Genomic DNA, 25,290 nt, shown 5'->3' with positions numbered 1-25,290 from the left:
GTGTGTTTTCATTTTTTAGTGTTTAAAAATCATTTTTTCGATAGATAAATCTCGACGAAAATTCCGTACATTTGGGGTGGAAATTTCAAAAACTAAAAGTAAAATGGATATTATTTTCGACCTGATTGAAAAGGAAAGACAAAGACAAACCCATGGATTAGAGCTTATCGCATCAGAAAATTTTGTTTCTGAAAACGTGATGAAAGCAATGGGAAGTGTACTGACAAACAAATATGCTGAAGGATATCCCGGAAAAAGATATTACGGAGGATGTGAAGTTGTAGACGAGGTTGAAACATTGGCTATCAACAGAGCAAAAGAACTTTTCGGAGTAGATTATGTGAATGTTCAGCCACATTCCGGTTCTCAGGCGAATGCTGCCATTTATCTTGCAGTTTTAAAACCAGGTGACAAAATCATGGGTATGGACCTTTCAATGGGAGGACACCTTACTCACGGTTCTGCAGTAAATTTTTCTGGTATTCAGTATAACGTAGTTTCTTACGGAGTTCAGCAGGAAACAGGTCTTATTGATTATGACCAGATGAGAGAAGTGGCTTTGAGAGAAAAACCAAAAATGCTTATTGCAGGTTTCTCAGCATACTCAAGAGACTTAGATTATGCTAAATTCAGAGAAGTTGCAGACGAAGTAGGAGCTACACTTTGGGCAGACATCGCTCACCCGGCTGGTTTAGTAGCAAAAGGATTATTAAACTCACCATTCGAACATTGTCATGTAGTAACTACCACTACTCATAAAACACTTAGAGGACCAAGAGGGGGAATGATCATGATGGGTAAAGATTTCGAAAATACATATGGCCACAAGACTCCAAAAGGAGAAATTAAAATGATGAGCCAGGTATTAGACGGAGCCGTATTCCCTGGTATTCAGGGAGGTCCGCTTGAGCATGTGATTGCTGGTAAAGCGGTAGCTTTCGGTGAAGCTTTAGATGTGCAGTTCGAAACATATGCAAAACAGGTTAAATCAAACGCTCAGGAATTATCAAAAGCGATGATCGACAGAGGATTTGATATCGTGAGTGGCGGTACAGACAACCACTTAATGTTAGTTGACCTTAGGAACAAAGGAGTAAACGGTAAAGAAACAGAAAAAGCATTAGTGCTTGCCGATATTACTTGCAACAAAAACATGGTTCCTTTCGATGATAAATCTCCATTTACTACATCTGGTATCAGATTAGGAACTGCTGCTATTACTACAAGAGGATTGAAAGAAAATGACATGGATACAATTGCAGGATTGATTTCTGAAGTAGTGGATAATATCAAAAATGAAGAAGTTCTTTCATCAGTAAGAAAGAAAGTGAACCAATTAATGGAAGGAAAAGCTTTGTTTAATTACTAACAGGCATTCCAATATCATATAAAGAATGAGCAGACTGCTCATTCTTTTTTTATTCAAATGGACAAAAAATCATATACTTTCGAAGAAATCAAACAAAAACTGGTCAATTACTGTGTTTACCAGGATCGTTGTCATGCCGAAGTGGAACAGAAGATGAGGGAATTTCTGCTTATTGAGGAAGCAAAGGAAGAAATCATTTTATATCTCTTGAAAGAAAATTATCTGAATGAAGAAAGGTTTACACGAAGCTATATCAGAGGTAAATTCTACATCAAACATTGGGGCAGAATCAAAATAAAAATGAATCTGAAGCAAAAACAGATTTCTGAAAAGCTAATCAATTCTTGTTTTGATGAGATTTATGAACCTGATTATGAAAGAACTATAAGGAAAATTTTTGATGATTATTATTCCAAACAAACTGGCTTGAAAGAATATCAAAAAAAAACCAAGACAATAAAATATTTGATGACCAAAGGTTTTGAATATGAGAAAATAATTGATATTTTTGACTAAATATTAACAAAATAAAAAAACTTGACCGTGATTTCTTTAAAGCAAACAAACAGTTCATTGAAAAAGATTGATATATAGATATTTAATAATTATTTTAAATATAAAACAGCTAGATTAAGACAATTCTATAGATAAATATCACTTTTATAAGAGTTTTTATGGTACAGTTTTTGTCTGTGAGTTTAGCTGTATTCTAATGGAATCACTAGATTTCATAAATGTAACATCAATTTTATTTTTGATTTCAACATATTGAGATAAATTTATTTATTTTTGCATGATTGTATCGGAATTATCTTTGATTGTATGATCAGATATTAGACTTTAATTAAATATGAACACCAATATAGACAATGTACAATTCTCTTAGGAAAAAATTATTTGGAGGGGATAATGTTGTCAATCTCTCAGACGTAAGGTATCTTCCTAGATGGATAATTCTTGTAATAGACATTATTATTCTGGTTATATCTTTATTTCTTTCTACTTACATTATCGAAAAAATTACTAAGCAGGACTTTATCTATCATGAAGATAAAAGCGTGATTTTCGCTTTTATCATCTTGATGAATACTGCTTTTATGTATGTTTTCAAAACCTATGCGGGAATTATCCGCCATTCAACATTCATAGATTTGTTTAAGCTTCTGATATCCTGCTTTTGTACAATGCTGGCTATTGGAACAATAAATATATTCTATTTCTGGAGTACAGGGAGCAAATTTATCCTTACTCCTTATCTGATTTTGTATTTTGTAATTTCGTTCATGGGATTATTCCTTTTCAGGTTATATGTAAAAGAATTTTTTCACATCGTAAGAGAATACAGAAGAAGTGCTTTGAAAAAAAGGATTCTTGTACTAGGAATTGACGAACAGTCAATTGCCATTGCAAGAGCGATTCTTGATAACCCAAGCCTTCCCTATCAAGTGGTAGGATTTCTGACTCAGAGAACAGATTCAAAAAGAGCTTCATTGCTTGGGAAGCCAATCTATGAAAAGAAAAAAATTGAAGAACATACAAAAGAGGATCTTATTATAGATGGTGTTCTTATTGTGAAAGAAATGATGGCAAGAGATGAAGTGAACTCTTGGGTAAACTTATTTCTGGAGAAAGATCTTAATGTTTTTAAAGCTCCATCTGTACAGAAGTTAAGAGATAGTGATTTAGGTGGATCTATCAGAAATCTTCAGATTGAAGATCTGCTGAATAGAAAACCTATTAAAATCCAAAATGAAAAAGTAAAAAGCAGACATTTTGATAAAACGGTTCTGGTAACCGGGGGAGCAGGATCTATTGGAAGCGAAATTGTAAGACAGGTTGCTAACTTTAATCCATCCTTAATCGTTGTGTTAGATCAGGCAGAAACACCGCTTTATGAAATTGAACTTGAAATGAGGGAAAAGTATCCTCATATTGCTTTCAAATTTGTTTTAGGAGATGTTTCTAATCAACATAGAATGGAATCTTTATTCCAGATGTACAACTTCTCTATGGTATATCATGCTGCTGCTTATAAGCATGTACCTCTGGTAGAAGAAAATCCTCACGAAGCTATTTTTGTTAATATATTAGGGTCTAAGATTGTTGCAAAACTATCCAGCAAGTATAAGGTAAACCGATTTGTTATGGTGTCTACAGATAAAGCTGTAAATCCTACTAATGTAATGGGTGCATCAAAACGTGCTGCAGAACTTTTTGTACAGTCACTTCAGAATGTTGATGGCAATGTAACCAAATTTATTACAACAAGATTTGGAAATGTATTAGGATCTAATGGTTCGGTAATTCCTCACTTTAAAAAACAGATTGAAGCTGGAGGACCAGTAACTATAACTCATCCTGAGATTGTAAGATATTTCATGACTATTCCGGAAGCCTGTGAGCTTGTCCTACAGGCTGGAACCATGGGAGAAGGTGGTGAGATTTTTGTCTTTGATATGGGAGAACCAGTTAAAATTCTTGATCTTGCGAAAAGAATGATAAAATTATCAGGGTTTGAACCGAATATTGATATTAAAATCATTTATACAGGATTGAGACCTGGTGAAAAATTATATGAAGAGCTTTTAAGTGACGATGCGAAAACACTTCCTACTCACAATGATAAGATTATGATCTCTAAAGATCCTTCTATGGGATTTGAAGAAATAGATACACTTACTAAACAAATTACTAAAGCTTCCTTAAGAAGAGATAAGGTGGAAGTAGTGAAAATATTGAAAACAATTGTCCCTGAATTTAGAAGCAATAATTCTATTTATGAGGCACTAGACAAGTAAAAAATATAAATGTATATTTGTACAATTTTTAAAATATGAAGGGTAAAGCATTAGCAATATTTCTGGCATTGTTGTTGGTTTCTTGTAAGACTAACCAGAAAGCTCAAAATGATTTGAACTATATGCAGAATATAGAAAACGTAGCTTTGGAAGCTTCTGCAAAAAATTCAAAATCTACAATCCAAACCGGGGATCAGTTAGTGATTTTGGTTACGGCAAAAGACATGGACGTTGTAAAATCGTTCAATCAAAATTATTCTGCTTCTGAACTGATACAGACAAATACCTTAGCAGGAAGTAATACCCCTAATCAAGGAGCAACAACACTTGTTGGTCCTACTTATATTGTAGACGCCAATGGGAATATTGATTTTCCTGTATTAGGGAAACTAAATACAACTGATAAAACGTTAACTGAATTTAAGGATGACCTAAGGGAAAGAATGACAAAATATGTTATTAACCCAACAGTAAATGTAAGGCTTGCTAATTTCAAAGTTACGGTATTAGGAGAAGTAAACAGACAAGGTGACTATACTATATCAAATGGCCAGGCTACTATATTGAATGCTTTAGGACTTGCAGGTGATTTAACAGTATATGGAAAAAGAGAAGAAGTATTGGTTATTAGAACTGAGAATGGAGTAGTTACACATGGCCGTGTCAACTTACATGATGCAAACCTTATTAATTCTCCGTATTATAATCTAAAACAAGGAGATGCAATTATTGTTTCTTCTAATAATACAAAAGATCTTATCGCAAAACAAAATCCAAATACAGGACTTTATCTGACCGCCATTTCGATTGGGGTTACAGCAATTGCAGTAGTAGTAAGTTTATTTAAGAAGTAGTAGTAAGTTTATTTAATAAGAAATAAAAATTGATGGATAACCAGCAATCTTCGCAATTTTCAGAGACAGAAAACAGCTCAAACAATATTAATATCAATGAAATCATAAAACCGTTTATCCGAAAATGGCCATGGTTCATTCTTAGTGCATTTATCGCTTTGATTATAGGCTATATTTCACTAAAATTTATGGTTCCTGTATATGATATACAGTCCACGATATTAATTAAAGATGCGAAGAATTCTTCTTCGCCAATAATGGCAAATGACTTAGGTATTTTACCTGATTTATCAGGAATTGGAGGTCTTAAGACAAACAGTATTGCCAATGAAATAGAAATTTTGAAGTCGAAAAAGATGATGCGCGAAGTTATTCTTAATCAAAACCTTCAAACTAATATTACTGCGAAAGGAAGAATTTCAACTTTAGAGCTGTATAAAGAAACTTCGCCGATTGAAATAAAAGTAATTTCAGAAAAACCGAGTAAAACTCAAACAAACACTGTTAAACTTTCTATAGATGAAGAAAAGCTTACATTAAGTTCTGAGAATCTTAAAAAAGAGATTATTACAACTTATGGAAAAACAGTTAGTTTACCTTATGCAAATATAATTATAACAAAGAATCTTACATTTAATCCAGCAGAAGTTAAAGGAGTAGACACAAAGAATCTTGATATTCAGATTTCTTCTCTGGAAGCGAAAGTAAACAGCCTTCAAGGACCCCTTACGGTAGCATTGGTTAATAAGGAAACTACGGTTTTGAAGTTAGCCTATAAATATCCTCAGGTATCAAAAGCAAAAGATATTATCAATAGCCTTGTAGTAGCTTACAATAATGATGCTATTTCAGATAAGAACTCAGAATCAAGAAAGACTTTGGATTTTATTGAGGACAGAATCAAAAAATTATCAGGAGAACTTGGTGAAGTAGAGAATCAGAAAGAAAGTTTCAAATCAAAAAATAATCTTACAGATTTAGAAACAGAAGCTAAGATTAATTTGGAAAGTTCAGCAGCAGCAAGAGCTAAGCAATTGGACGTGGATGCGCAGTTGGAACTTACAAATGCATTAATTGGCTATGTTTCTAAACAAGGACAATATCAGGTTTTACCGGCAAATGTTGGATTGAATAATCCTGACGCAACCTCTGGTATTTCTACATACAATCAGCTTGTTCTACAAAGAAATAGATTGTTAGAATCTGCTACAGCTGAGAACCCAGCCGTAGTAGATGTTACAAAACAAATAAATGGAATGCGTAATTCTATTATGCAGAGCCTTCAAAGAAATAAAGTAGGTCTTGAACTTGCTAGAAATGAATATTTAGGAGAACAAAATAAAGTATCAGGGAAGATATCAAAGTTACCTTCTATTGAAAAAATGTTCAGAAGTATAGAAAGACAACAACAAATTAAAGAGAATTTGTACCTGCTTTTACTTCAGAAAAGAGAAGAAACAGCCATCGGACAATCTATTACAGCTCCAAAAGCTAAAATTATTGATGCTGCTTATGCTTCTGCAGCACCTATTTCTCCTAAAAGTAATATTATCTTTATTGCGGCATTAGTGCTAGGATTGTTAGTGCCTTTCATTATTATTTATGTATCTCAACTTCTAAATAATAAAGTTGTTACAAAACATGATTTAGAGAAACTAGTACATGCTCCTATTATAGCAGAACTTCCTAGTCTGGAAAAAGGAGATTCAGATATTGTAAAAGTAAATGATATTACTCCTATGGCTGAGGCGTTCAGAATTCTTATTACCAATATGAATTTTATGCTTCCCAAAGATAAAAAAGGTAAAATCGTATTTGTTACATCATCAGTAAAAGGAGAAGGAAAAACATTTACTTCTGTTAATTTAGCTTTAACACTGGCTAACCCTAAGAAGAAAGCAATTATCATAGGTTCTGATATCAGAAATCCTCAATTACAAAGATATAATCCGGCCAGAAAGGGTCTTACAGGCCTTACTGAATTCCTTTACTCTGACCATACTAAACTTGAAGATATTATTCATGTATCCTCTTTTAACCCTCATCTGGATGTGATCTACTCAGGGATGATCCCACCTAATCCAACAGAATTATTATCCAACGGACGTTATGAAATCCTTTTGGATGAATTGAAAGGAAAATATGATTATATCATTTTGGATACAGCTCCATTACTTCTGGTTACAGATACATTCCTTATAGCTGATCTTGCAGATGTTACAATCTACGTATCAAGATCTAAGTATACAGAAAAGACATTACTTGAGTTTGCAAATATTAACATTGATCAGAAAAAGATCAAAAATGTAGGATTTGTACTTAATGATGTAAACAGAGAAAATCTGGGATACAGTAATAAATATGGTTATGGATATAATAATCATGTTGAAAAATCTTGGTTTCAAAAATTCAAAAATAAACTTAGTAAATGATGAAAACATATAAAATAGCAGTTATTGGACAAGGCTATGTAGGACTTCCATTGTCATTGGAATTTGCAGCTCATTATCCTGTATTAGGATTTGATATCAACACACAACGTGTGGAGCAGCTTAATGACGGAGAGGATATTACTTTAGAGGCAGACCTTGACAAACTGAACAGTGGTCTTGAAAGATTTAAAGATTCAAACGGAACGATAGGATATAGATCGACAAGCCAGCTTTCTGAAATTTCAGATGCTAATGTTTTTATTGTAACAGTCCCTACACCTATTGATAAATATAATGCACCTGATCTAAACCCTTTGATTTCTGCCTCAAAAATGTTGGGAGAAATTATTAAAAAAGGAGATATCATTATTTACGAATCTACAGTTTTCCCTGGTTGTACAGAGGAAGAGTGTGTTCCGGTTCTTGAAAAATATTCAAGTCTGAAATTCAATGAAGACTTTTATGTAGGATATTCACCAGAGAGAATTAATCCCGGAGATAAAGTGAATACCCTTACAAGTGTAAAAAAAGTAACTTCTGGTTCTACAGAAGAAATTGCAGAAGAAGTAGATAACCTTTATAAGAAAATTATTACTGCTGGTACCCATAAAGCACCAAGTATTAAAGTAGCAGAAGCTTCTAAAGCTATCGAAAATGCACAGAGAGACGTTAACATCTCTTTTGTAAACGAACTGGCTTTAATCTTTGATAGAGTGGGTATTGATACCAACGATGTATTGGAAGCTGCAGGAACAAAATATAACTTCCTGAAATATAAACCAGGATTAGTAGGAGGACACTGTATTTCAGTAGATCCTTATTATTTGGCGCATAAAGCAGAACAGTTAGGATACCACCCTGATGTTATTTTATCTGGTAGACGTGTGAACGATTCTATTGCAAAATTTGTTGCTTCTAAAGTGGTAAAACTTCTTATTGCAAAAGGAGGTGTAATCAAAGATTCAAAAGCACTTATCTTAGGAGTTACCTTCAAAGAAAACTGCCCGGATGTAAGAAACACGAAAGTGGTAGACATCTATAGAGAACTTTCAGATTTTGGAGTGAATGTAGATATTTACGATCCTTGGGCAAGTAAAGAAGAAGTGAACCACGAATATGGTATTAATATACTGGATGCACTTATTGAAGGAAAAAAATATGATTCTCTTATCATTGCTGTTTCCCACAATGAATTCCTTGAAATGGATCTTAATAATCTGAAAAATGACAATGCTGTGGTATTTGATACCAAAGCATGTTTAGACAGAAATTTGGTTGATGCAAGACTGTAACGGAGAATGAATTATGATATTGTAATAGTTGGTGCAGGCTTAGTAGGATTGGCAACAGCTTATCAGGCCAAACTTAAAAATCCAGATTCTAAAATTCTTATTTTAGAAAAAGAAAAAGATGTAGCATTACACCAGTCTGGGCATAACAGTGGAGTAATTCATAGTGGTATATACTATAAACCAGGAAGTCTTAAAGCAACTAATTGTATAGAAGGATACAACTCAGTAATCAACTTTGCTGAGAAATATGGGATCAAATATGATCTTTGTGGTAAAATTATTGTAGCCACCTCGCAGGAAGAGCTACCCCTTCTTGATAATATCTATAAAAGAGGAGTAGATAACGGTCTTCAGAATCTGAAATACCTTTCAAGAGAAGAATTTCGTGAAATTGAACCTCATTGCGAAGGAATAAAAGCGATTAAAGTACCACAGACCGGAATCATAGATTACCCTGGAGTTGCGAAAAAGATCAAAGAACTCTTTGAAGAACTTGGAGGAGAAGTTAAATTTAACAATGAAGTTAAAAACATTCGCAATACTAATTCGGAAGTGATTGTTACAACCAGTCAATCAGAATTCAGAGCAAAGAAATTAATTTCGTGTGCAGGACTTTACTCAGATAAAATCACAAAAATGACCAATGAAAAAAATGATGTCATAATCATTCCTTTCAGAGGTGAGTATTACAAAATAAAAGATGAGAAAAAACATCTTGTAAAACATTTGATTTATCCTGTTCCAGATCCTAATTTCCCTTTCCTCGGTGTTCATTTTACAAGAATGATTGATGGAAATATTGAAGCTGGTCCTAATGCTGTCCTAGCGTTCCGAAAAGAGGGATACAAGTTTTTTGATTTCGATTTCAATGAAACAATGCAGACTCTTACATGGCCTGGTTTCAGAAAAATTGTAGCAAAATACGGAAAAACAGGGATGGGAGAAGTTCACCGCTCTCTTTCAAAATCTGCCTTCACAAAAGCTTTACAAAAATTGATGCCCGAAATACAGGAAAGTGATCTTGTAACAGGTGGAGCTGGGGTAAGAGCGCAGGCTTGTGATAGAAATGGAGCATTAATTGATGATTTTGATATCGTGAAAAACGGAAATATCATCCATGTAAGAAATGCACCTTCTCCAGCTGCAACATCTTGTTTTGCAATCGGGAACAAAATAAGTGAGCTTATACAAAAATAAAAAACTACTTTTTGTGTGATATCCAAAACAGATATAAATATGAAAATTCAAATGGTTGATCTTAAAGGTCAATATCAAAAAATAAAAACTGAAATCGATGCTGGTATTCAGGAATGTATCGATAATACAGCATTCATCAATGGTCCTGCAGTAAAAGAATTTCAGCAGGATTTTGAAAAGTACTTAGATGTAAAGCATGTAATTCCTTGTGCTAACGGTACAGATGCATTGCAGATCGCAATGATGGCTTTGGATCTTAAACCAGGTGATGAAGTACTATGTCCGGCATTTACATATGTAGCCACTGCAGAAGTCATAGGTCTTTTAGGTTTAAAACCTGTTATGGTAGATGTGGATGAAAATACCTTTGAAATCGAGCTTAACGGGCTGGAAAAATATATGACTTCTAATACAAAAGCTATAGTTCCGGTTCACTTATACGGACAAAGTGCTAACATGGAGAATATTCTTGAATTTGCCAAAAAACATAACCTCTTTGTCATTGAAGATAATGCTCAGGCTATTGGTTCAGATTATACCTTCTCAGATGGAACAATAAAGAAAACAGGTACAATAGGAGATATCGGATGTACGTCTTTTTTTCCATCGAAAAATTTAGGCTGCTATGGAGATGGAGGTGCTATAATGACCAATAATGATGATCTGGCTTTAAAAATCAGAATGATTGCCAACCATGGTCAGCAAAAAAAATATCATCATAAAGTTTTGGGATGTAACTCAAGATTGGATACCATTCAGGCAGCCGTTCTAAAAGTGAAGTTAAAAAAGCTTGATGAATACTCAGAAGCTAGAAATGCAATGGCCACTTATTACGATGAGCACCTTGCTGGCCTATCCGAAATTCAGGTTCCGGAAAGAGCAAAAAACTCTACCCATGTTTTTCATCAATATACTCTTAGAGTGAAAAACGGAAAAAGAGATGCATTACAACAATATCTTGGTGAAAAAAATATTCCAAGTATGATTTATTATCCACTTCCGTTATATAAACAGGAGGCTTTTCAGCAATACGTAGAAGAAGGCTTTAGTCTTCCGGTTACAGAAATGCTTTGCTCAGAAGTTCTATCGCTCCCTGTACACACAGAGTTTGATAAGGAATCATCAGATTATATTATTTCTGAGATCAAAAATTTTTTTAATCAATCACAATCAATATAATATGTCGGATTTTTTTGCACACGAAACAGCCGTTATCGATGAAGGATGTAATATAGGCGCAGGAACTAAAATATGGCACTTTTCACATATCATGCCAGATTGTATTTTAGGAGAAAAATGTAATATTGGGCAGAATGTAGTGATTTCCCCTAAAGTCGTTTTAGGAAAAAATGTAAAAGTTCAGAATAACGTTTCTATTTATGAAGGAGTAACATGTGATGATGACGTTTTCTTAGGCCCATCTATGGTTTTTACCAATGTGATCAATCCTAGAAGTGCCGTAAACAGAAAAAATGAATATTTGAAAACACACGTTGGGATTGGCGCTTCCATTGGCGCTAATGCAACTATCGTTTGTGGACACGATATTGGAAAATATGCTTTTATCGGAGCTGGAGCTGTAGTAACAAAAGAGGTTCCGGATTACGCTTTAGTTGTAGGGAATCCTGCAAGACAAATGGGCTGGATGAGTGAATTCGGACATCGTCTTAATTTCAATGAAGAGGGTATTGCTGTATGCGAAGAAAGCGGAGAACAATATAAACTTGACAATAATAAAGTTTCAAAAATTTAAAAAATGCAAATAGCTGAAAAAATAAAATTTGCAGTAGTAGGCTGCGGGCATATCGGAAAAAGACATGCCGAAATGATCTCAAGAAATGCAGAGTGTGAGCTTGTAGCTTTAATTGATGTAAAAGATAAATCTGTTTTAGGAATTGAAAGCTATGATGTTCCTTTCTTTGCTTCTTTAGATGAGTTTTTGAAATCCGGAATTGAAGTAGACGTTATCAATATTGCTTCTCCAAACGGATTCCACTTTGAACAGTCCTATAAAGCAATTGATGCCGGAAAACATATTGTTGTAGAAAAGCCGATGGCTTTGAACAAACAGGATGCTGAAAAACTTATTTTCCAGGCACTGCATAAGCATAAGCAAGTTTTTGCTGTAATGCAGAACCGCTATTCTCCACCTTCTGCATGGGTAAAAGAGATGGTAGAAAGCGGAAAACTAGGTGAAATATATATGGTTCAGCTTAATTGCTATTGGAACCGTGACGAAAGATATTACAAGCCAGAATCATGGCATGGAAAGCTTGAACTGGATGGAGGAACGCTGTTTACCCAGTTCTCTCATTTTATCGATATCATGTACTGGTTATTTGGTGACATCACTAATATTAAAGGAAAGTTTGCAGATTTTAATCATAAAGATCTCACTGATTTTGAAGACTCCGGATTTATTAGCTTTGATTTCGTAAATGGAGGGATGGGAGCTTTAAATTATTCTACTTCTGTATGGAATCAGAATCTTGAAAGTTCAATGACCATCATTGCTGAAAATGGGGCTGTAAAAATTGGAGGACAATATATGGATAAAGTAGAGGTATGTAACGTGAAGGATTATGTAATGCCAGAACTTGCTCCTACAAATCCAGGAAATGATTATGGTGCTTATAAAGGTTCTGCAGCCAATCACCACTATATCATAGAAAATGTAGTAGACGTATTAAAAGGAAGAAATACTATTACAACCAATGCTTTGGAAGGATTGAAGGTAGTAGATATTATTGAGAAGATATATGCTCTTAAATAAGTAAAAGAAATCCTTTTCAAAAGGTTTTAGTTTTCATATAAGTGAGGTTGGATTATTCAATATATTATTGATTTTGTCATTATCTCACCAATGACAGGTATAAACCGGCTGAGAAATTGAAAGGATTCGACAAAAAATATGAATGAAAAATTATTTAAATAATTTTGGATTTTAGAGGTATCATAAATAGAGTAAAATCTAACTCGTTCTTTAGGAATGTTGCAATATTGGCTAGTGGTACCATTATTAGTCAGATTATTGTTATTGCTTTTTCTCCATTGCTTTCCAGACTTTATTCTGTGGAAGCATTTGGATTACTTTCTCTTTTTACAAGTTATATGGTAATCTCTGGAGTAGTTTCTACAGGAAGGTTTGAGCTGGCAATAGGACTTCCTGAAAAAGATAGTGAGGCCAAAAAGTTATTTCAGCTCATATTGTTTATTGGCTTTTTTGTATCGTTAACATACTTAGGAGTAATAATTATCTTAAAGGAGTTTTTTAAAGACCAGTTAGAGTTGCAGATTCTTAACTACTGGTGGATCTATCTGGCTCCTCTTTATATATTTTTTATTGCTGTTTTTTCTGCTTCAGTTTATTGGTTACAAAGGAAAAAAGAATATAAAAAAATAACATTTGCTAATGCTCTACAGGTTATTACTACAACAATTTGTAGTGTAGCTTTAGGCTTTATGAAATTAGGTGAAGGGATGATATTTGCTTTAATTTTAGGAATAATTATTTCAAGTTTTTATATCATTTATTCAGAACCGGAGTTAAAGAAAGAGCTTCTTGTATTTAAAGATATCAAGAAAGTAGGAAAAGAATATATTTCTTTTCCCAGATATATGCTTTTTTCTGATTTGTCATTAACTGCCAGTCAACAATTTATACCTATCTTATTCTCTATAATATACAGTACTACTATTGTAGGATTTTTTCAATGGCCAATAGAATGTTGAGACTTCCTAATATAGTTATTACTACAGCTATAGGAAATGTTTTTAGGAATGATGCAATTGATGCAATTCGAAAAAATGGAAATTGTATAGACTTGTATAAATCTACATTCAAAAAATTGGTTATTATGTCATTCCCAATATATCTTTTTCTGTTTATCGTTTCACCTTATCTGTTTGTAGTAGTATTTGGAGAAAAATGGTATGAAGCAGGATTGTTTGCCAGAATTTTATCTGTTTTATTACTGGTGGAATTTATTGCGACACCCCTAAATGTTTTATTCAATATCAGAGAAAGACAAAAAATACTTATGAGGCTTCAGTTCTTGAATGCTGTTATGGGAGGATTTATGATTTTTTAGGGTTTAAGATTTTTAATAATGCATCAGCATCCTTGATTTTATTCACTATAAATGCTTTAATTTTTAATATTATTTTTATAGCATTATCTTATAGGATCGCAAAACAAAAAATTTCTAATTAATTTTAAATTGATGAATGTAAAAAATATAAATTTTGAATCCAGATATAAACTAGTTATTTCCTCTTTGATATTAAGTATCCTGGTGGGAATTGGTTACTTTTCCTACCTTGTACCTACTTGGGGCTATTTTGGTTTGGAGAGTGATGAGCCAACACTAGAAATCTGGAGTTTTTATATTATTTTCGCAACGCTTCCTTCATTATTCATACCAAAGGAAATTATAAGACCAAGTATGTTTGGAGTGTGGATACTTTATGTGTTTACTTATATACCAATGGTTACCGGAACTTTTTTTGATAAACAGATCATTTTTAATGATAAAATTGCAATTTCTTTCTGCTACTGTTTAGGTTTTTGGGGACTGTGTAGCTTTTATAAAATTAAACTTTTCAAATCTAAGCCATTTAATGTACCCTATCGTCTGTTTTGGACACTTTACTATTTTTTAGTATTTACTATGTTGGCTTATATTGTTTTTTTATATCGTGATAATTTAACGTTTGTTAATATTCTTGCTTCTGAAGAGGTCTATCAGACCCGTTTTGCAGGACAGGAAATTCAGGAGCAGGCTGCTTTTGCAGGACATATTATATTGTGGCTGAGTAATGCATTTTTTCCTTTTATTTTATGTATAGGTTTCATTGAAAATGATAAGATAAAGAAGATAATAGGTATTTCAGGTTTGGTTATTTTGTATATGACTATGGCTAATAAACAGTACATTTTCTCTATTGTATTTATATACTTAATTTTTAAATTATTTTCATCAACAAACAACAAAGCGAAGATTTTTAGATTTTTTAAGTTTATAATAACTCCTACAATTGTTCTTTTATTTTGTAATGAATTTGTTGATATTCCCTTCGTCAATGATGTGGTTTTTGCTCTTTCAGGAATTTTTCTGTTTAGAACTTTGTATACAAGTACATTGATGACTGTATATTATAATGTTTTTTTAGAAAATCATCCCTATACTTATTTTAGTCATATTTCAATCATTAATAAATTTGTAGAATATCCTTATCAGGATCAATTGGGAATAGAAGTAGGAACTTATTTTATAGATATTGATAAATTTAATGCAAATGCTAATTTTTTTATCACAGATGGTTTGTCTTCTATTGGACTTTCCGGAATTATTCTTATTGGATTTTTCTGTTCATTCATATTTTATTTATTTGATTCATTTTCTTTGAATAGTAATAAGTTACTTGGAATATTACTTATAAGTGTGGCTTGTGTTGTGCTAATGAATGTGTCTCTTTTTACAACTTTAGTTTCAGGAGGACTACTGTTTTTTATGCTCTTACTTAATAACAACAACATAATTAAAAAATAATGAAGATCCTAATGCTCTGTGAGCTATACATAGAAAATTTAGAATACCAGGAAAATCTTTTAGTAAAGTATTATCGTAAACATGGGCATGAGGTGACAGTAATTACTTCAACTTATGAAAATGTATTCGATTATTATAATAATATTCATGATAATTCTAAACCCAAAAGAGTCTATTATGATCATGGGGCAAAAATTATAAAGCTTCCTTTTAAATTTAACTTATTAGGTAAAATAAAAAAATATATTGATATTACCGATATTGTTGAAGATTTCAAACCTGATTTACTATATATCCATGATATTATGCCGAATATGTTTGAAATGTTAAGATATAAAAAGCAGAATCCTCATGTGAAAATGATTATGGATTACCACTGTGATTATTCTAATTCTGCTAATAATTGGTTGTCTCTCAGTATTTTGCATAAAATTATTAGAAAACGTTTGTATATGGATCCTATCCGCAAGCATATCTCGAAATTTTATCCTATAGTTCCTGGAAGTACAAAATTTTTGAACGAAGTATATCGTATTCCTGAAGGAGAGATGGAAGTTTTACCTTTGGGAGCAGATATTGATCGTGTTAAAGAAATTAAAGCTTCAGGAAAAAGAAAAGAAATAAGAGAAAAACTAGGGATTACTGACGAAAATATTGTAATATTTTCGGGAGGTAAGTTCACCCCAGCAAAGAAAATAGATCTGTTGCTTCAGGCATTTAATGAAATCAATGATCCTAACATTCATCTCATTATTGTTGGGGATGCAGATCAATATAACAAAGAGTATAAAGAAATAATGCTAACTTTATCACAAGGCAATCCAAATATTCATTATGTAGGATGGCTCAACAATGGAGGTGTTTATGAACATTTGTCTGCGTCAGATCTTGCCGTTTTTCCTGCAAGCCAATCTATTGTCTGGCAGCAGGCAATAGCTTCAGGATTAGCATTGATTGTGGGTGATACAGGTGAACAGTCTATACAGTATCTTAATGAATTTAATGCAATAACAGAATTGAAAAAAGACGAAATAAACTCTGAAAATATTAAAAAAAGCATTGAAGAAATTATTTATAAAAAAGATGAACTTGAGAATAGAAAAGCATTGGCGGTGAAAACTGCTTCAAAATATCTTGATTGGGATCATCTTATTAATAAAACGTTATCACATTTTTAGAATAACATAAACACAGAAGTTGAAATTTAATGATAATTTTGATTTAAACTTATGAACAAAAACCAAAATAACATAGGGATGAAAGAAGACAGAAAATATCAGATCTGTACCAAAACAATTATGGATACTTCAGATCCTAATATTGTTTTTAATGAAAAAGGAGAGAGTGATTATTATATTAACTACAAAGAAAGTATTTTACCAACCTGGCATACCGACGAAAGAGGACTAAAAGAACTTGAACAGGAAGCAGAGAAGATAAAAAAAGATGGTAAAAATAGAGACTTTGACTGTATTATAGGACTTAGTGGAGGGCTAGACAGCTCATATGCTGCCTATGTAGCGAAAGAAGTTATGGGACTTAGACCTCTTATCTTTCACGTAGACGCAGGTTGGAATACAGACCGAGCGGTAAGTAATATTGAAAAATTAGTTAATGGACTTAATCTGGATTTATATACAGAGGTAATCAATTGGGAAGAAATGAAAGATCTTCAGGTTGCCTTCCTGAAATCCCAGATTGCAGATCAGGATATGCCTCAGGATATTGCTTTCTTTTCAGGTCTTTATAAATTCGCAAAAAAGAATAAAATTAAATACGTTCTTACAGGAGGAAATTTCTCAACAGAATGTTGTAGAGAACCAGAAGAATGGGGGGCTTATCCAGGGATAGACAAAACCTTGATCATGGATATTCATAAAAAATTCGGAAAAAGAGATCTTAAATCTTTTCCTATCGTAGATATAATGAGTTATAAACTTTACTATAAGTATATCTTAGGAATGCAGGTTTATAAACCATTAAACTGTCTGCCTTATATAAAAAATGATGTAGAAAAATTGTTGCTTGATAAGTATGGTTGGGAAAGCTTCCAGCATAAACATCATGAATCAAGATTTACAAGGTTTTTCGAAGATTATTGGTTACCAAGAAAATTCGGATATCAAAAAAGAAGAGCTCATTTTTCTAGTTTAGTCTTGACAGGACAGATGACAAGAGAAGAAGCATTAGATAGAGTGTCAAGACCAGAACTATCTGAAGAGTTTTTACAGAAAGAGTTTGAATATGTAGCTCATAAATTAGACCTTACTACGGATGAACTTCAGAAATTATTTGAAGGTGAAAATAAAACCTATCATGATTATAAGAATAAAAGATCACTTATAGGAATTGGTGCACAGACTATGAGAAAGCTTGGTCTTGAAAAAAGATTATTCAGATGATAACAATTATTGATTACGGTGTTGGAAATATCAATGCCTTCGTTAATGTATATAAAAGAGTGGATGTTCCGGTAAAGATCGCAAAAACAAAAGGTGATCTTGAAGGAGCCCAAAAACTTATTCTTCCAGGAGTGGGGCACTTTGATCATGCAATGACCCAGTTGAACAATTCAGGAATGAGAGATAAACTGGACGAGCTTGTTTTAGGACAGAAAGTCCCTGTTATTGGTATCTGTGTGGGAATGCAGATGATGGCTAATAACAGTGATGAAGGGAAGCTTGATGGCCTGAAATGGATAGATGCTACAGTTAAAAAATTTGATGAAACAAAAATTCATCAGGTAACCAGACTTCCACATATGGGATGGAATGATGTAAAACCAGTAAAAGATATCGAATTATTTAAAGGTCTGGAAGACAACTCCATCTTTTATTTTCTTCATACTTACTATTTTCATTGCAACAATCAGGAAGATATTATGGCAATTACAGATTATGGTGGAGAATTCGCTTCAGCTGCTCACCATGAAAATAAATACGGAATACAGTTTCATCCGGAAAAAAGCCATCATTATGGTGAAATCTTATTACACAACTTTGCAAAACTTTAAATATACATGCTAAGGCCAAGAATTATACCGAGTCTTCTGATACAGGATAACGGACTTGTAAAAACTGTTAATTTCAAAAATCCCAAATATGTGGGAGATCCTATCAATGCGGTAAGAATTTTTAATGAAAAAGAAGTTGACGAGCTTGCCATTTTTGATATTGACGCTACAGCGAAAGGATTAGAGCCTAATTATAGTTTAATAGAAAGAATTGCCAATCAATCCAGAATGCCTTTATGTTATGGAGGAGGAGTAAAAACCCTAGAACAGGCTCAGAAAATTTTTGGATTAGGAATTGAAAAGATTGCACTATCTTCTGCTGTACTCCAAAATCCAAAACTGATTACTGAAATTGCAGAAAGAGTAGGTTCACAAAGTGTAATCGTTGTGTTAGACGTTAAGAAGAAACTTTTTGGAGGCTATGAAGTCTATACCCATAACGGAAAAAAGGCTACAGGCATCAATCCATTTAAATTTGTAGAAGAAGCACAAAAATTAGGGGCCGGAGAAATTGTTATCAACTCAATAGATCAGGACGGAGTGATGAAGGGGTATGATATGGGACTTATTGATAAAGTAAGAGAAAAAATATCACTTCCTCTTACCGTTTTAGGAGGAGCAGGTACTTTGAACGACATCAAACAGGTAATTGACAAACACGGAATAATAGGTGTTGCTGCTGGAAGTCTGTTTGTATTCAAGGGAGTGTACAAAGCCGTTTTAATAAATTATCCTACTTTTGAAGAAAAGGAGAAGCTAATAAAAAAATAATGGAAAATACCTGTTTTTAAAGGTAAAGAAACCATATATAACAAACACACATGCAAATAAAAGATAAAGTACTTCTTATCACAGGAGGAACAGGTTCATTTGGAACTGCTGTTTTAAGAAAGTTTATAAATACAGAGCATTTCAAAGAAATTAGAATCTTTTCCCGTGATGAAAAGAAGCAGGATGATATGAGAAATCAGTTTAAAAATGATAAACTGAAATTTTATATTGGTGATGTAAGAGATTACAAAAGTGTAGAACCTGCCATGAGAGGAGTAGACTATGTTTTTCATGCTGCCGCATTAAAACAAGTACCGTCTTGTGAGTTTTTCCCAATGCAGGCAGTAAAAACAAATGTAGAAGGAACTCAAAACGTAATTGATGCAGCAGCCCAGAATAAAGTAAAAAAGGTAATTTGCCTTAGTACAGATAAAGCTGCATATCCTATTAATGCTATGGGTATTTCCAAAGCAATGATGGAAAAAGTAGCAGTTGCTGCTTCCAGAAATCTGGAAGAGACAGTTGTATGCCTCACAAGATATGGAAATGTAATGGCATCCAGAGGTTCTGTAATTCCATTGTTTATAAAGCAGATCAAAAATGAAGATCCTATTACAATAACAGATCCGAACATGACAAGATTTTTAATGTCATTGGAGGAAGCTGTAGACCTTGTATTATTCGCTTTTGAACATGGAAATCCTGGCGATTTATTTGTCAATAAAGCTCCTGCAGGAACTATTGGAGACCTGGCAACTGCTTTAAAAGAGATGTTTAAATCTGAAACTCCTGTAAAAATTATAGGTACAAGACATGGTGAGAAACTTTATGAAACACTGTGTACACGCGAGGAAATGATTAAAGCAGAAGATATGGGAGATTTTACAGGATTCCTGCAGATAACAGAGACCTGAACTACGCCCAGTATTTTTCTGAAGGAGTAGAAGATATATCTAAAATTGAAGATTATCATTCCCACAATACAGAGCAACAAGATGTAGAAGGAATGAAAAAATTATTATTAAAACTTCCATTGATTAGGAAAGAAGTTTTAGGAGAAGATCTCATGCAATACCCAGATTAATATATTCTAATTTAAATTTTAGTATAATTCTTTTCAACCCATGAAGATAGCAATAGTAACTGATTTTTTTGGAGATAACTTGACTTATATTGAAAATGAATTAGCTAAGCAATATATTAAGTTTGGTTTCCAGGTTTTTATTATTTGTTCAGTTACAGATAATGTTTTTGATTTTTATAATCATCATTATTATACAGATCGGAAAGTTTCAGTAAAGACTAATAATGGCATAAAAGTATATAGACAGCCTTATCAGCTAAATTTAAAAAACGCATTAAAAAATTTGAAAACGTCTATAAAATTCTCTGTACAGAAAAACCTGATTTTATTTTTTTTAATGCTATTCAGCTGAATTTCAAAGAAGCTGTAAAATATAAAAAAAAAGAGGGTTGTAATATCATATTATATTCTGAAATTGACTATAGTAATTCAGCGCAAAATTGGCTTTCTCTGAATATTCTTCATAAAATAATATGGAGGAATGTATTAAATAGATATAAAAAGCATATTTTTAAAATATTTTATGCTACACCGGCAAGCTCGAAGTTTTTACTTGAGGTTTATAAAATACCCGTAAACGAAACCAAATTATTGCCATTGGGCTGTGATTGTAGTTTATCAGAAATTATAAAAGGAAAGATAGACCGAAATACTTTTAGAGAAAAACTAGGAGTTGCAAAGGACGATATTGTACTGATAACAGGAGGGAAACTGGATCAAAGAAAAAGAACAGAGGTGATCATTGAGGCTGTCAGGCTTTTAAATAAAGCTCATTTACACCTGATTATTTTTGGGGCTCCGGCAGCGGGAGCAGATCAATATTTTAATCAGTTAAAAGATAGGGCCGCAGGACATAATATTCAGTTCACAGGATGGCTTGATTCAGAAGCTTTCTATGAATATATGGCAATTTCTGATATTGCTGTTTTCCCGGCAAGCCAGTCTGTTTTATGGCAGCAGGCAATCGGGATGCATTTGCCTTTAATTGCAGGTGATTCAGGAAATCAGGATATGTCTTATCTTAACTTTAATGAGAATGTTATCAAAATAGAACAAAATGATATTACTCCAACTAAATTTGCTGAAACATTAGAAAAAATTATTTCAGTACCAGGTCTATTAGACAAGATGAAAAAAGGAGCAGAGAAGACCTCTAAAGAAAATTTAAGTTATGATATTATTGCTAAAATGTCAATCGGATATGAATAGAGTTTTATCCTTTAATTAAAATCGAAATAATATGCTTTCAGGAGCTTTATACAGGAAAAAAATTATTATAACAGGAGGAATGGGATTCGTAGGTCACAATCTGGTTAAGTCATTGGTTGATCGTTACGATTGTATGGTTGTAGTAGTGGATAATTGTTGTAATAGCAGTCCTGACAGACTTTCTGCATACATGCAGAAAATTATTTTTATAGAAACAGATGTTTTAAATGTTGAAGGCTATGTTGATCATTTAGATGATTGTGATTATATTTTTCATTTAGCTTGTTCACAAATATCTGTATCAGGGGAAAAACCTGAACACGATTTGGAAGTTAATGCATTAAGTACATTGAGAATTTTGAATTATTTAAAAGACTCAAACCCCAATAAACTTGCCCGGTTCATTATCACTTCATCTTCGTCAATTTACGGAGATATAAACCATAATGAAGCTCCATTTGATGAAAACTCGGCTCCCAATATTTTGAGCAATTATGCGGCAACTAAGCTTTTAAGTGAAAACTATGCCTTGTTGTATGCAAAAAAACATAATATCCCAGTTACCATTTTAAGATATTCCAATGTGTATGGGTATGGACAATCTTTTAGTAATGAATATTGTGGCGTTTTAGGAAAATTTATTTATAATGCTCTTACTGGGGCAAGTCTGACGGTATTTGGAGATGGTGAGCAAACTCGTGACTTTACCTTCATAGAAGATGCAATAGATGCTACCATTTTATCTGCTGTGTCACAAGATTCAGTGAATGAAATTTATAATATTAGTACAGGTCAGGAAGTATCTATTAATTCATTAATTGCTATTTTAAAAAAGCAAGTTCCGAATTTAGCAGTTGAGGAACACAAAGAAAGAGATATTGATAATATTAAAAGAAGAGCCGTAAGCTATAAAAAAGTTAAACAACAATTAGGCTGGAAACCAGTGGTAGATATAGAAAAGGGAATCATGCTGACTCTTCAATGGTATAAAAAACATTTAGAAGAAATATTATAGAATACATAATACACTATTTTATGGACCAACCTGAAATTATAAAAGGTGAAAATTACTCGGATATCAGGGGCAATTTATTCTTTAATAATAAATTAGATCTATCAAATATTAAAAGACTATACTATATAGAAAATGCCAATACTGAATTGATAAGAGGATGGACTGGGCATAAAGTAGAACAAAGATGGTTTTCTGTAGTGTATGGAAGTTTTATCATACGGTTGATAAAAATTGATAATTGGGAAAATCCAAATGTAGAAACTGATATATTGGAGTTCAAATTGAATGCTGACCAATTAGATGTATTGCATATGCCAAAAGGTTATGCAAGTGCAATTCAGGCAAAAGAAAAAAATCAAAGTTATTGATAATGGTTGATCATTCTCTGGGTGAGATTGAAGATGATTATCGATTTCCGATAAATTATTTTAAAAAATTATTATGATGAAGAAAATTGGAATTACAGGCCAGAATGGTTTTGTTGGTTCACATTTATACAATACGTTAGGATTAAGACCCGAAGAATTTGAAAGAGTTGATTTTCATAAGGAATTCTTTGATTTTCCTGAAAAATTAGACGCTTTTGTAAGGCAATGTGATGTTATTGTACATCTTGCTGCAATGAACCGTCATCCGGATCCTGAAGTCATTTATGAGAATAATGTGAAATTGGTAAAAGAACTTACTGCATCATTGGAAAGAACCGGATCGAAAGCTCATGTTCTTTTCTCATCATCATCTCAGGAAGAAAGAGATAACCTTTACGGAAAATCAAAAAAAGAAGGACGTGAGATTTTTGCTCAATGGGCAGAAGCTGCTGGAGGAAAATTTACAGGAATGATTATACCAAATGTATTTGGTCCTTTTGGTAAACCAAACTACAATTCTTTTATTGCCACCTTTTGCCATAAACTTACCCATGGGGAAACTCCGGTAATTGATAATGATGGTGAAGTAAAGCTAATCTATGTAGGAGAATTGGTTCAGGAAATCATTAGTCAGATAGAAAGTGGTAAGACAAATAATATATACGAAGTTTCACATACCTCTGTAAACAAAGTTTCAGAAGTACTTAATAAACTTGAAAATTATAAAAATCTTTATTTTGAAAACGGGGAAATTCCTGTACTGGAATCAAAGTTTGATTTGAACCTTTTCAATACATTCAGATGTTATTTTGATATTAAAAACCATTATCCCGTAAAATTTACACAACATACTGATCCAAGAGGAGCCTTTGTAGAAGTAATCAGATTGGGAATAGGAGGACAATGCTCGTTTTCAACTACAGTTCCGGGGATTACCAGAGGAAATCACTTTCATACAAGAAAAATAGAAAGATTCGCAGTAATAAAAGGAAAAGCTCTAATACAGCTTAGAAAAATAGATACTGATGAAGTTCATGATTTTTATCTGGATGGTGAAGAGCCCGCTTATGTAGATATGCCGGTTTGGTATACACACAATATTAAAAATATTGGAGACGAAGAATTATATACAATTTTTTGGATCAATGAACCTTTTAATCCCGAAGATTCAGATACTTATTTTTTAAATGTCTAACATGGAATTGGTAAAAAAAAGTAATATTTGGTTTATCTTTTTACTAACCTTCGGGTATATATTTTCATACTCGTTCGCCATTTTAGTAAATGCAGATTCAAATAATTATTTTTCTGTGCCTTTCCGTATAATAGTCTTATTGCTAGGTTGTTATGTTATCTATACGAATTTTGAGAATATCAAGAAAAGGAAATTCACAGTTATCTTTACAATCCTTTTCTGGATATTCTATTTATTCAAAGCTATTTATAGTTTTAAAAATGATACTTATTTACCAGATACAAGCAGTGAAGAAAATAGAACTTATGTAAGGATTATTTTTTGAACTTAGTCCCTTATATAGCAGTTTTAGGAATTAGTTTTACAAAAGAGATCACTGTGAAACTGAATACTCTGATATTCAACTTCCTATTAATAATATTAGGAATAAGCTGCTTATGGACAATATTTGTATTTCAGTACTTTGAAAAATCAAGTGGAATATTTGTTAGTTATTATATTAGTGTCGGGCATTATGGATTGTCATTACTGATATTATCAATTTTCTATTACTTTCAATCACCTCAAAAATGGCTAAAACCAATTTTAGGTACACTAATAGGCGGGTTTACCATTTTTAGTTCTTCTGCAAGAAGCCCTATGCTGGCGGCATTTATTATTTTATTAATACTGCTGTTGTATATCAACAAAATAAAATATTGGATTACTCTATTAGTTTTTGCCTCTATTTTTATTATCAGCATTTATTTTCTAAAGCAAACATTCGCATCAGACTTTGAATTTGTAAAAAGGATGTATAATGCAATTTTTGAAGGAAACGGAAGTGGACGGTCTTACTATTTATTAAAAGGATGGAATGTTTTTAAAGAGAATATTCCTTTTGGTGGACGTATTTTGTTTGAAGATGGTATGTACCCACATAATATTTTTGTCGAGGTATTGATGAGTATGGGAATAGCAGGTGTTATTTTATTCTTTTTATATTTTAAAGATCTTGGGAAATTCAGAATAAGGTATATAAAAAAGATATTTGTTATTTACCGTTTTTTTTATTTTTTATCCAATATTTTGTGTTGGTTCTTACTTCATACAGTATCTTTGCGAATATGGAGTTTTGGAGCTTTACAGCAGTAATTATATC

20 protein-coding genes and 2 pseudogenes are annotated in these 25,290 nt (G+C 32.6%); all 22 read left to right on the top strand.

All coding sequences use genetic code 11. The features are described from left to right. Positions 1–103 precede the first annotated feature (103 nt). The gene (gene glyA, locus BOQ62_RS19275) at positions 104–1,369 is read left to right on the top strand and encodes a serine hydroxymethyltransferase (RefSeq protein ID WP_129042026.1); all 1,266 of its coding nucleotides are present in this window, start codon (positions 104–106) and stop codon (positions 1,367–1,369) included. A gap of 57 nt (positions 1,370–1,426) precedes the next feature. After that, on the top strand, positions 1,427–1,885 hold the full coding sequence (locus tag BOQ62_RS19270) for a regulatory protein RecX (RefSeq protein WP_129042025.1): 459 nt from the start codon (positions 1,427–1,429) through the stop codon (positions 1,883–1,885). A 353-nt stretch (positions 1,886–2,238) separates the two neighbouring features. Next, complete coding sequence (locus BOQ62_RS19265; RefSeq protein ID WP_129042024.1) at positions 2,239–4,167, top strand: polysaccharide biosynthesis protein; 1,929 nt, start codon at positions 2,239–2,241, stop codon at positions 4,165–4,167. A gap of 35 nt (positions 4,168–4,202) precedes the next feature. Beyond that, positions 4,203–5,021, top strand: a complete 819-nt coding sequence (locus tag BOQ62_RS19260) for a polysaccharide biosynthesis/export family protein (RefSeq protein WP_129042023.1) — start codon at positions 4,203–4,205, stop codon at positions 5,019–5,021. A 32-nt stretch (positions 5,022–5,053) separates the two neighbouring features. Continuing rightward, positions 5,054–7,453, top strand: coding sequence for a GumC family protein (locus BOQ62_RS19255; RefSeq protein WP_129042022.1), 2,400 nt, complete (start codon positions 5,054–5,056; stop codon positions 7,451–7,453). Further along, entirely contained in the window at positions 7,450–8,745 is a 1,296-nt protein-coding gene (locus BOQ62_RS19250; protein WP_129042021.1) for a nucleotide sugar dehydrogenase, read from the top strand. The genes BOQ62_RS19255 and BOQ62_RS19250 overlap by 4 nt, the downstream gene beginning before the upstream one ends. A gap of 6 nt (positions 8,746–8,751) precedes the next feature. Continuing rightward, the gene (lhgO, locus tag BOQ62_RS19245) at positions 8,752–9,942 is read left to right on the top strand and encodes an L-2-hydroxyglutarate oxidase (RefSeq protein WP_129042020.1); all 1,191 of its coding nucleotides are present in this window, start codon (positions 8,752–8,754) and stop codon (positions 9,940–9,942) included. Between the two features lie 39 nt (positions 9,943–9,981). Next, positions 9,982–11,121, top strand: a complete 1,140-nt coding sequence (locus BOQ62_RS19240) for a DegT/DnrJ/EryC1/StrS family aminotransferase (RefSeq protein ID WP_129042019.1) — start codon at positions 9,982–9,984, stop codon at positions 11,119–11,121. 1 nt (position 11,122) lies between these two features. Continuing rightward, on the top strand, positions 11,123–11,695 hold the full coding sequence (locus BOQ62_RS19235; protein WP_129042018.1) for an acyltransferase: 573 nt from the start codon (positions 11,123–11,125) through the stop codon (positions 11,693–11,695). Between the two features lie 3 nt (positions 11,696–11,698). Continuing rightward, positions 11,699–12,715: a Gfo/Idh/MocA family protein gene (locus BOQ62_RS19230; protein WP_129042017.1), complete on the top strand. Its 1,017-nt coding sequence runs from the start codon at positions 11,699–11,701 to the stop codon at positions 12,713–12,715. Positions 12,716–12,879: 164 nt separating this feature from the next. After that, positions 12,880–14,033: pseudogene (locus tag BOQ62_RS23620) on the top strand (lipopolysaccharide biosynthesis protein). A 132-nt stretch (positions 14,034–14,165) separates the two neighbouring features. Continuing rightward, entirely contained in the window at positions 14,166–15,494 is a 1,329-nt protein-coding gene (locus BOQ62_RS19215) for a hypothetical protein (RefSeq protein ID WP_129042014.1), read from the top strand. After that, positions 15,494–16,672 (top strand): glycosyltransferase family 4 protein, encoded by a 1,179-nt coding sequence (locus BOQ62_RS19210; protein ID WP_129042013.1) that lies wholly within the window; start codon positions 15,494–15,496, stop codon positions 16,670–16,672. The genes BOQ62_RS19215 and BOQ62_RS19210 overlap by 1 nt, the downstream gene beginning before the upstream one ends. Positions 16,673–16,723: 51 nt before the next feature. Then, positions 16,724–17,896: an N-acetyl sugar amidotransferase gene (locus tag BOQ62_RS19205; protein WP_228414350.1), complete on the top strand. Its 1,173-nt coding sequence runs from the start codon at positions 16,724–16,726 to the stop codon at positions 17,894–17,896. After that, positions 17,893–18,507: an imidazole glycerol phosphate synthase subunit HisH gene (gene hisH / locus BOQ62_RS22620; protein WP_164976798.1), complete on the top strand. Its 615-nt coding sequence runs from the start codon at positions 17,893–17,895 to the stop codon at positions 18,505–18,507. The genes BOQ62_RS19205 and hisH overlap by 4 nt, the downstream gene beginning before the upstream one ends. Positions 18,508–18,513: 6 nt before the next feature. Continuing rightward, a complete protein-coding gene (locus BOQ62_RS22615) occupies positions 18,514–19,278 on the top strand; it encodes an AglZ/HisF2 family acetamidino modification protein (RefSeq protein WP_164976797.1) in 765 nt (254 codons plus the stop codon). Positions 19,279–19,328: 50 nt separating this feature from the next. After that, positions 19,329–20,362, top strand: a pseudogene (locus tag BOQ62_RS19195) (polysaccharide biosynthesis protein). Positions 20,363–20,959: 597 nt separating this feature from the next. Beyond that, positions 20,960–21,571: a glycosyltransferase gene (locus BOQ62_RS19190; protein WP_164976796.1), complete on the top strand. Its 612-nt coding sequence runs from the start codon at positions 20,960–20,962 to the stop codon at positions 21,569–21,571. A gap of 31 nt (positions 21,572–21,602) precedes the next feature. Further along, positions 21,603–22,586 carry an NAD-dependent epimerase/dehydratase family protein gene (locus BOQ62_RS19185; RefSeq protein ID WP_129042011.1) on the top strand — a complete coding sequence of 328 codons (984 nt, stop codon included), beginning with the start codon at positions 21,603–21,605 and terminating at the stop codon, positions 22,584–22,586. Between the two features lie 20 nt (positions 22,587–22,606). Continuing rightward, entirely contained in the window at positions 22,607–22,954 is a 348-nt protein-coding gene (locus tag BOQ62_RS19180; protein WP_228414348.1) for a sugar epimerase, read from the top strand. A 76-nt stretch (positions 22,955–23,030) separates the two neighbouring features. Further along, positions 23,031–24,149 (top strand): NAD-dependent epimerase/dehydratase family protein, encoded by a 1,119-nt coding sequence (locus BOQ62_RS19175; protein ID WP_129042125.1) that lies wholly within the window; start codon positions 23,031–23,033, stop codon positions 24,147–24,149. 378 nt (positions 24,150–24,527) lie between these two features. Further along, positions 24,528–25,283 (top strand): O-antigen ligase family protein, encoded by a 756-nt coding sequence (locus BOQ62_RS19170; protein ID WP_164976795.1) that lies wholly within the window; start codon positions 24,528–24,530, stop codon positions 25,281–25,283. Positions 25,284–25,290: the final 7 nt, after the last annotated feature.

The organism is Chryseobacterium sp. CH21, assembly GCF_004119445.1.
Lineage (GTDB): Bacteria > Bacteroidota > Bacteroidia > Flavobacteriales > Weeksellaceae > Chryseobacterium.
This window is presented reverse-complemented; position numbering and strand designations above follow the sequence as displayed.

Excerpts from the sequence above, each read along its gene's own strand:
- BOQ62_RS19250 (WP_129042021.1), top strand. The coding sequence starts at position 7,450 with ATGATGAAAACATATAAAATAGCAGTTATTGGACAAGGCTATGTAGGA.
- BOQ62_RS19235 (WP_129042018.1), top strand. The coding sequence starts at position 11,123 with ATGTCGGATTTTTTTGCACACGAAACAGCCGTTATCGATGAAGGATGT.
- BOQ62_RS22615 (WP_164976797.1), top strand. The coding sequence starts at position 18,514 with ATGCTAAGGCCAAGAATTATACCGAGTCTTCTGATACAGGATAACGGA.
- BOQ62_RS19175 (WP_129042125.1), top strand. The coding sequence starts at position 23,031 with ATGAAGAAAATTGGAATTACAGGCCAGAATGGTTTTGTTGGTTCACAT.
- BOQ62_RS19270 (WP_129042025.1), top strand. The coding sequence starts at position 1,427 with ATGGACAAAAAATCATATACTTTCGAAGAAATCAAACAAAAACTGGTC.
- hisH (WP_164976798.1), top strand. The coding sequence starts at position 17,893 with ATGATAACAATTATTGATTACGGTGTTGGAAATATCAATGCCTTCGTT.
- BOQ62_RS19265 (WP_129042024.1), top strand. The coding sequence starts at position 2,239 with ATGTACAATTCTCTTAGGAAAAAATTATTTGGAGGGGATAATGTTGTC.
- BOQ62_RS19180 (WP_228414348.1), top strand. The coding sequence starts at position 22,607 with ATGGACCAACCTGAAATTATAAAAGGTGAAAATTACTCGGATATCAGG.
- BOQ62_RS19255 (WP_129042022.1), top strand. The coding sequence starts at position 5,054 with ATGGATAACCAGCAATCTTCGCAATTTTCAGAGACAGAAAACAGCTCA.
- BOQ62_RS19215 (WP_129042014.1), top strand. The coding sequence starts at position 14,166 with ATGAATGTAAAAAATATAAATTTTGAATCCAGATATAAACTAGTTATT.
- BOQ62_RS19185 (WP_129042011.1), top strand. The coding sequence starts at position 21,603 with ATGCTTTCAGGAGCTTTATACAGGAAAAAAATTATTATAACAGGAGGA.
- BOQ62_RS19240 (WP_129042019.1), top strand. The coding sequence starts at position 9,982 with ATGAAAATTCAAATGGTTGATCTTAAAGGTCAATATCAAAAAATAAAA.
- lhgO (WP_129042020.1), top strand. The coding sequence starts at position 8,752 with ATGAATTATGATATTGTAATAGTTGGTGCAGGCTTAGTAGGATTGGCA.
- BOQ62_RS19205 (WP_228414350.1), top strand. The coding sequence starts at position 16,724 with ATGAACAAAAACCAAAATAACATAGGGATGAAAGAAGACAGAAAATAT.
- BOQ62_RS19260 (WP_129042023.1), top strand. The coding sequence starts at position 4,203 with ATGAAGGGTAAAGCATTAGCAATATTTCTGGCATTGTTGTTGGTTTCT.
- BOQ62_RS19210 (WP_129042013.1), top strand. The coding sequence starts at position 15,494 with ATGAAGATCCTAATGCTCTGTGAGCTATACATAGAAAATTTAGAATAC.
- glyA (WP_129042026.1), top strand. The coding sequence starts at position 104 with ATGGATATTATTTTCGACCTGATTGAAAAGGAAAGACAAAGACAAACC.
- BOQ62_RS19230 (WP_129042017.1), top strand. The coding sequence starts at position 11,699 with ATGCAAATAGCTGAAAAAATAAAATTTGCAGTAGTAGGCTGCGGGCAT.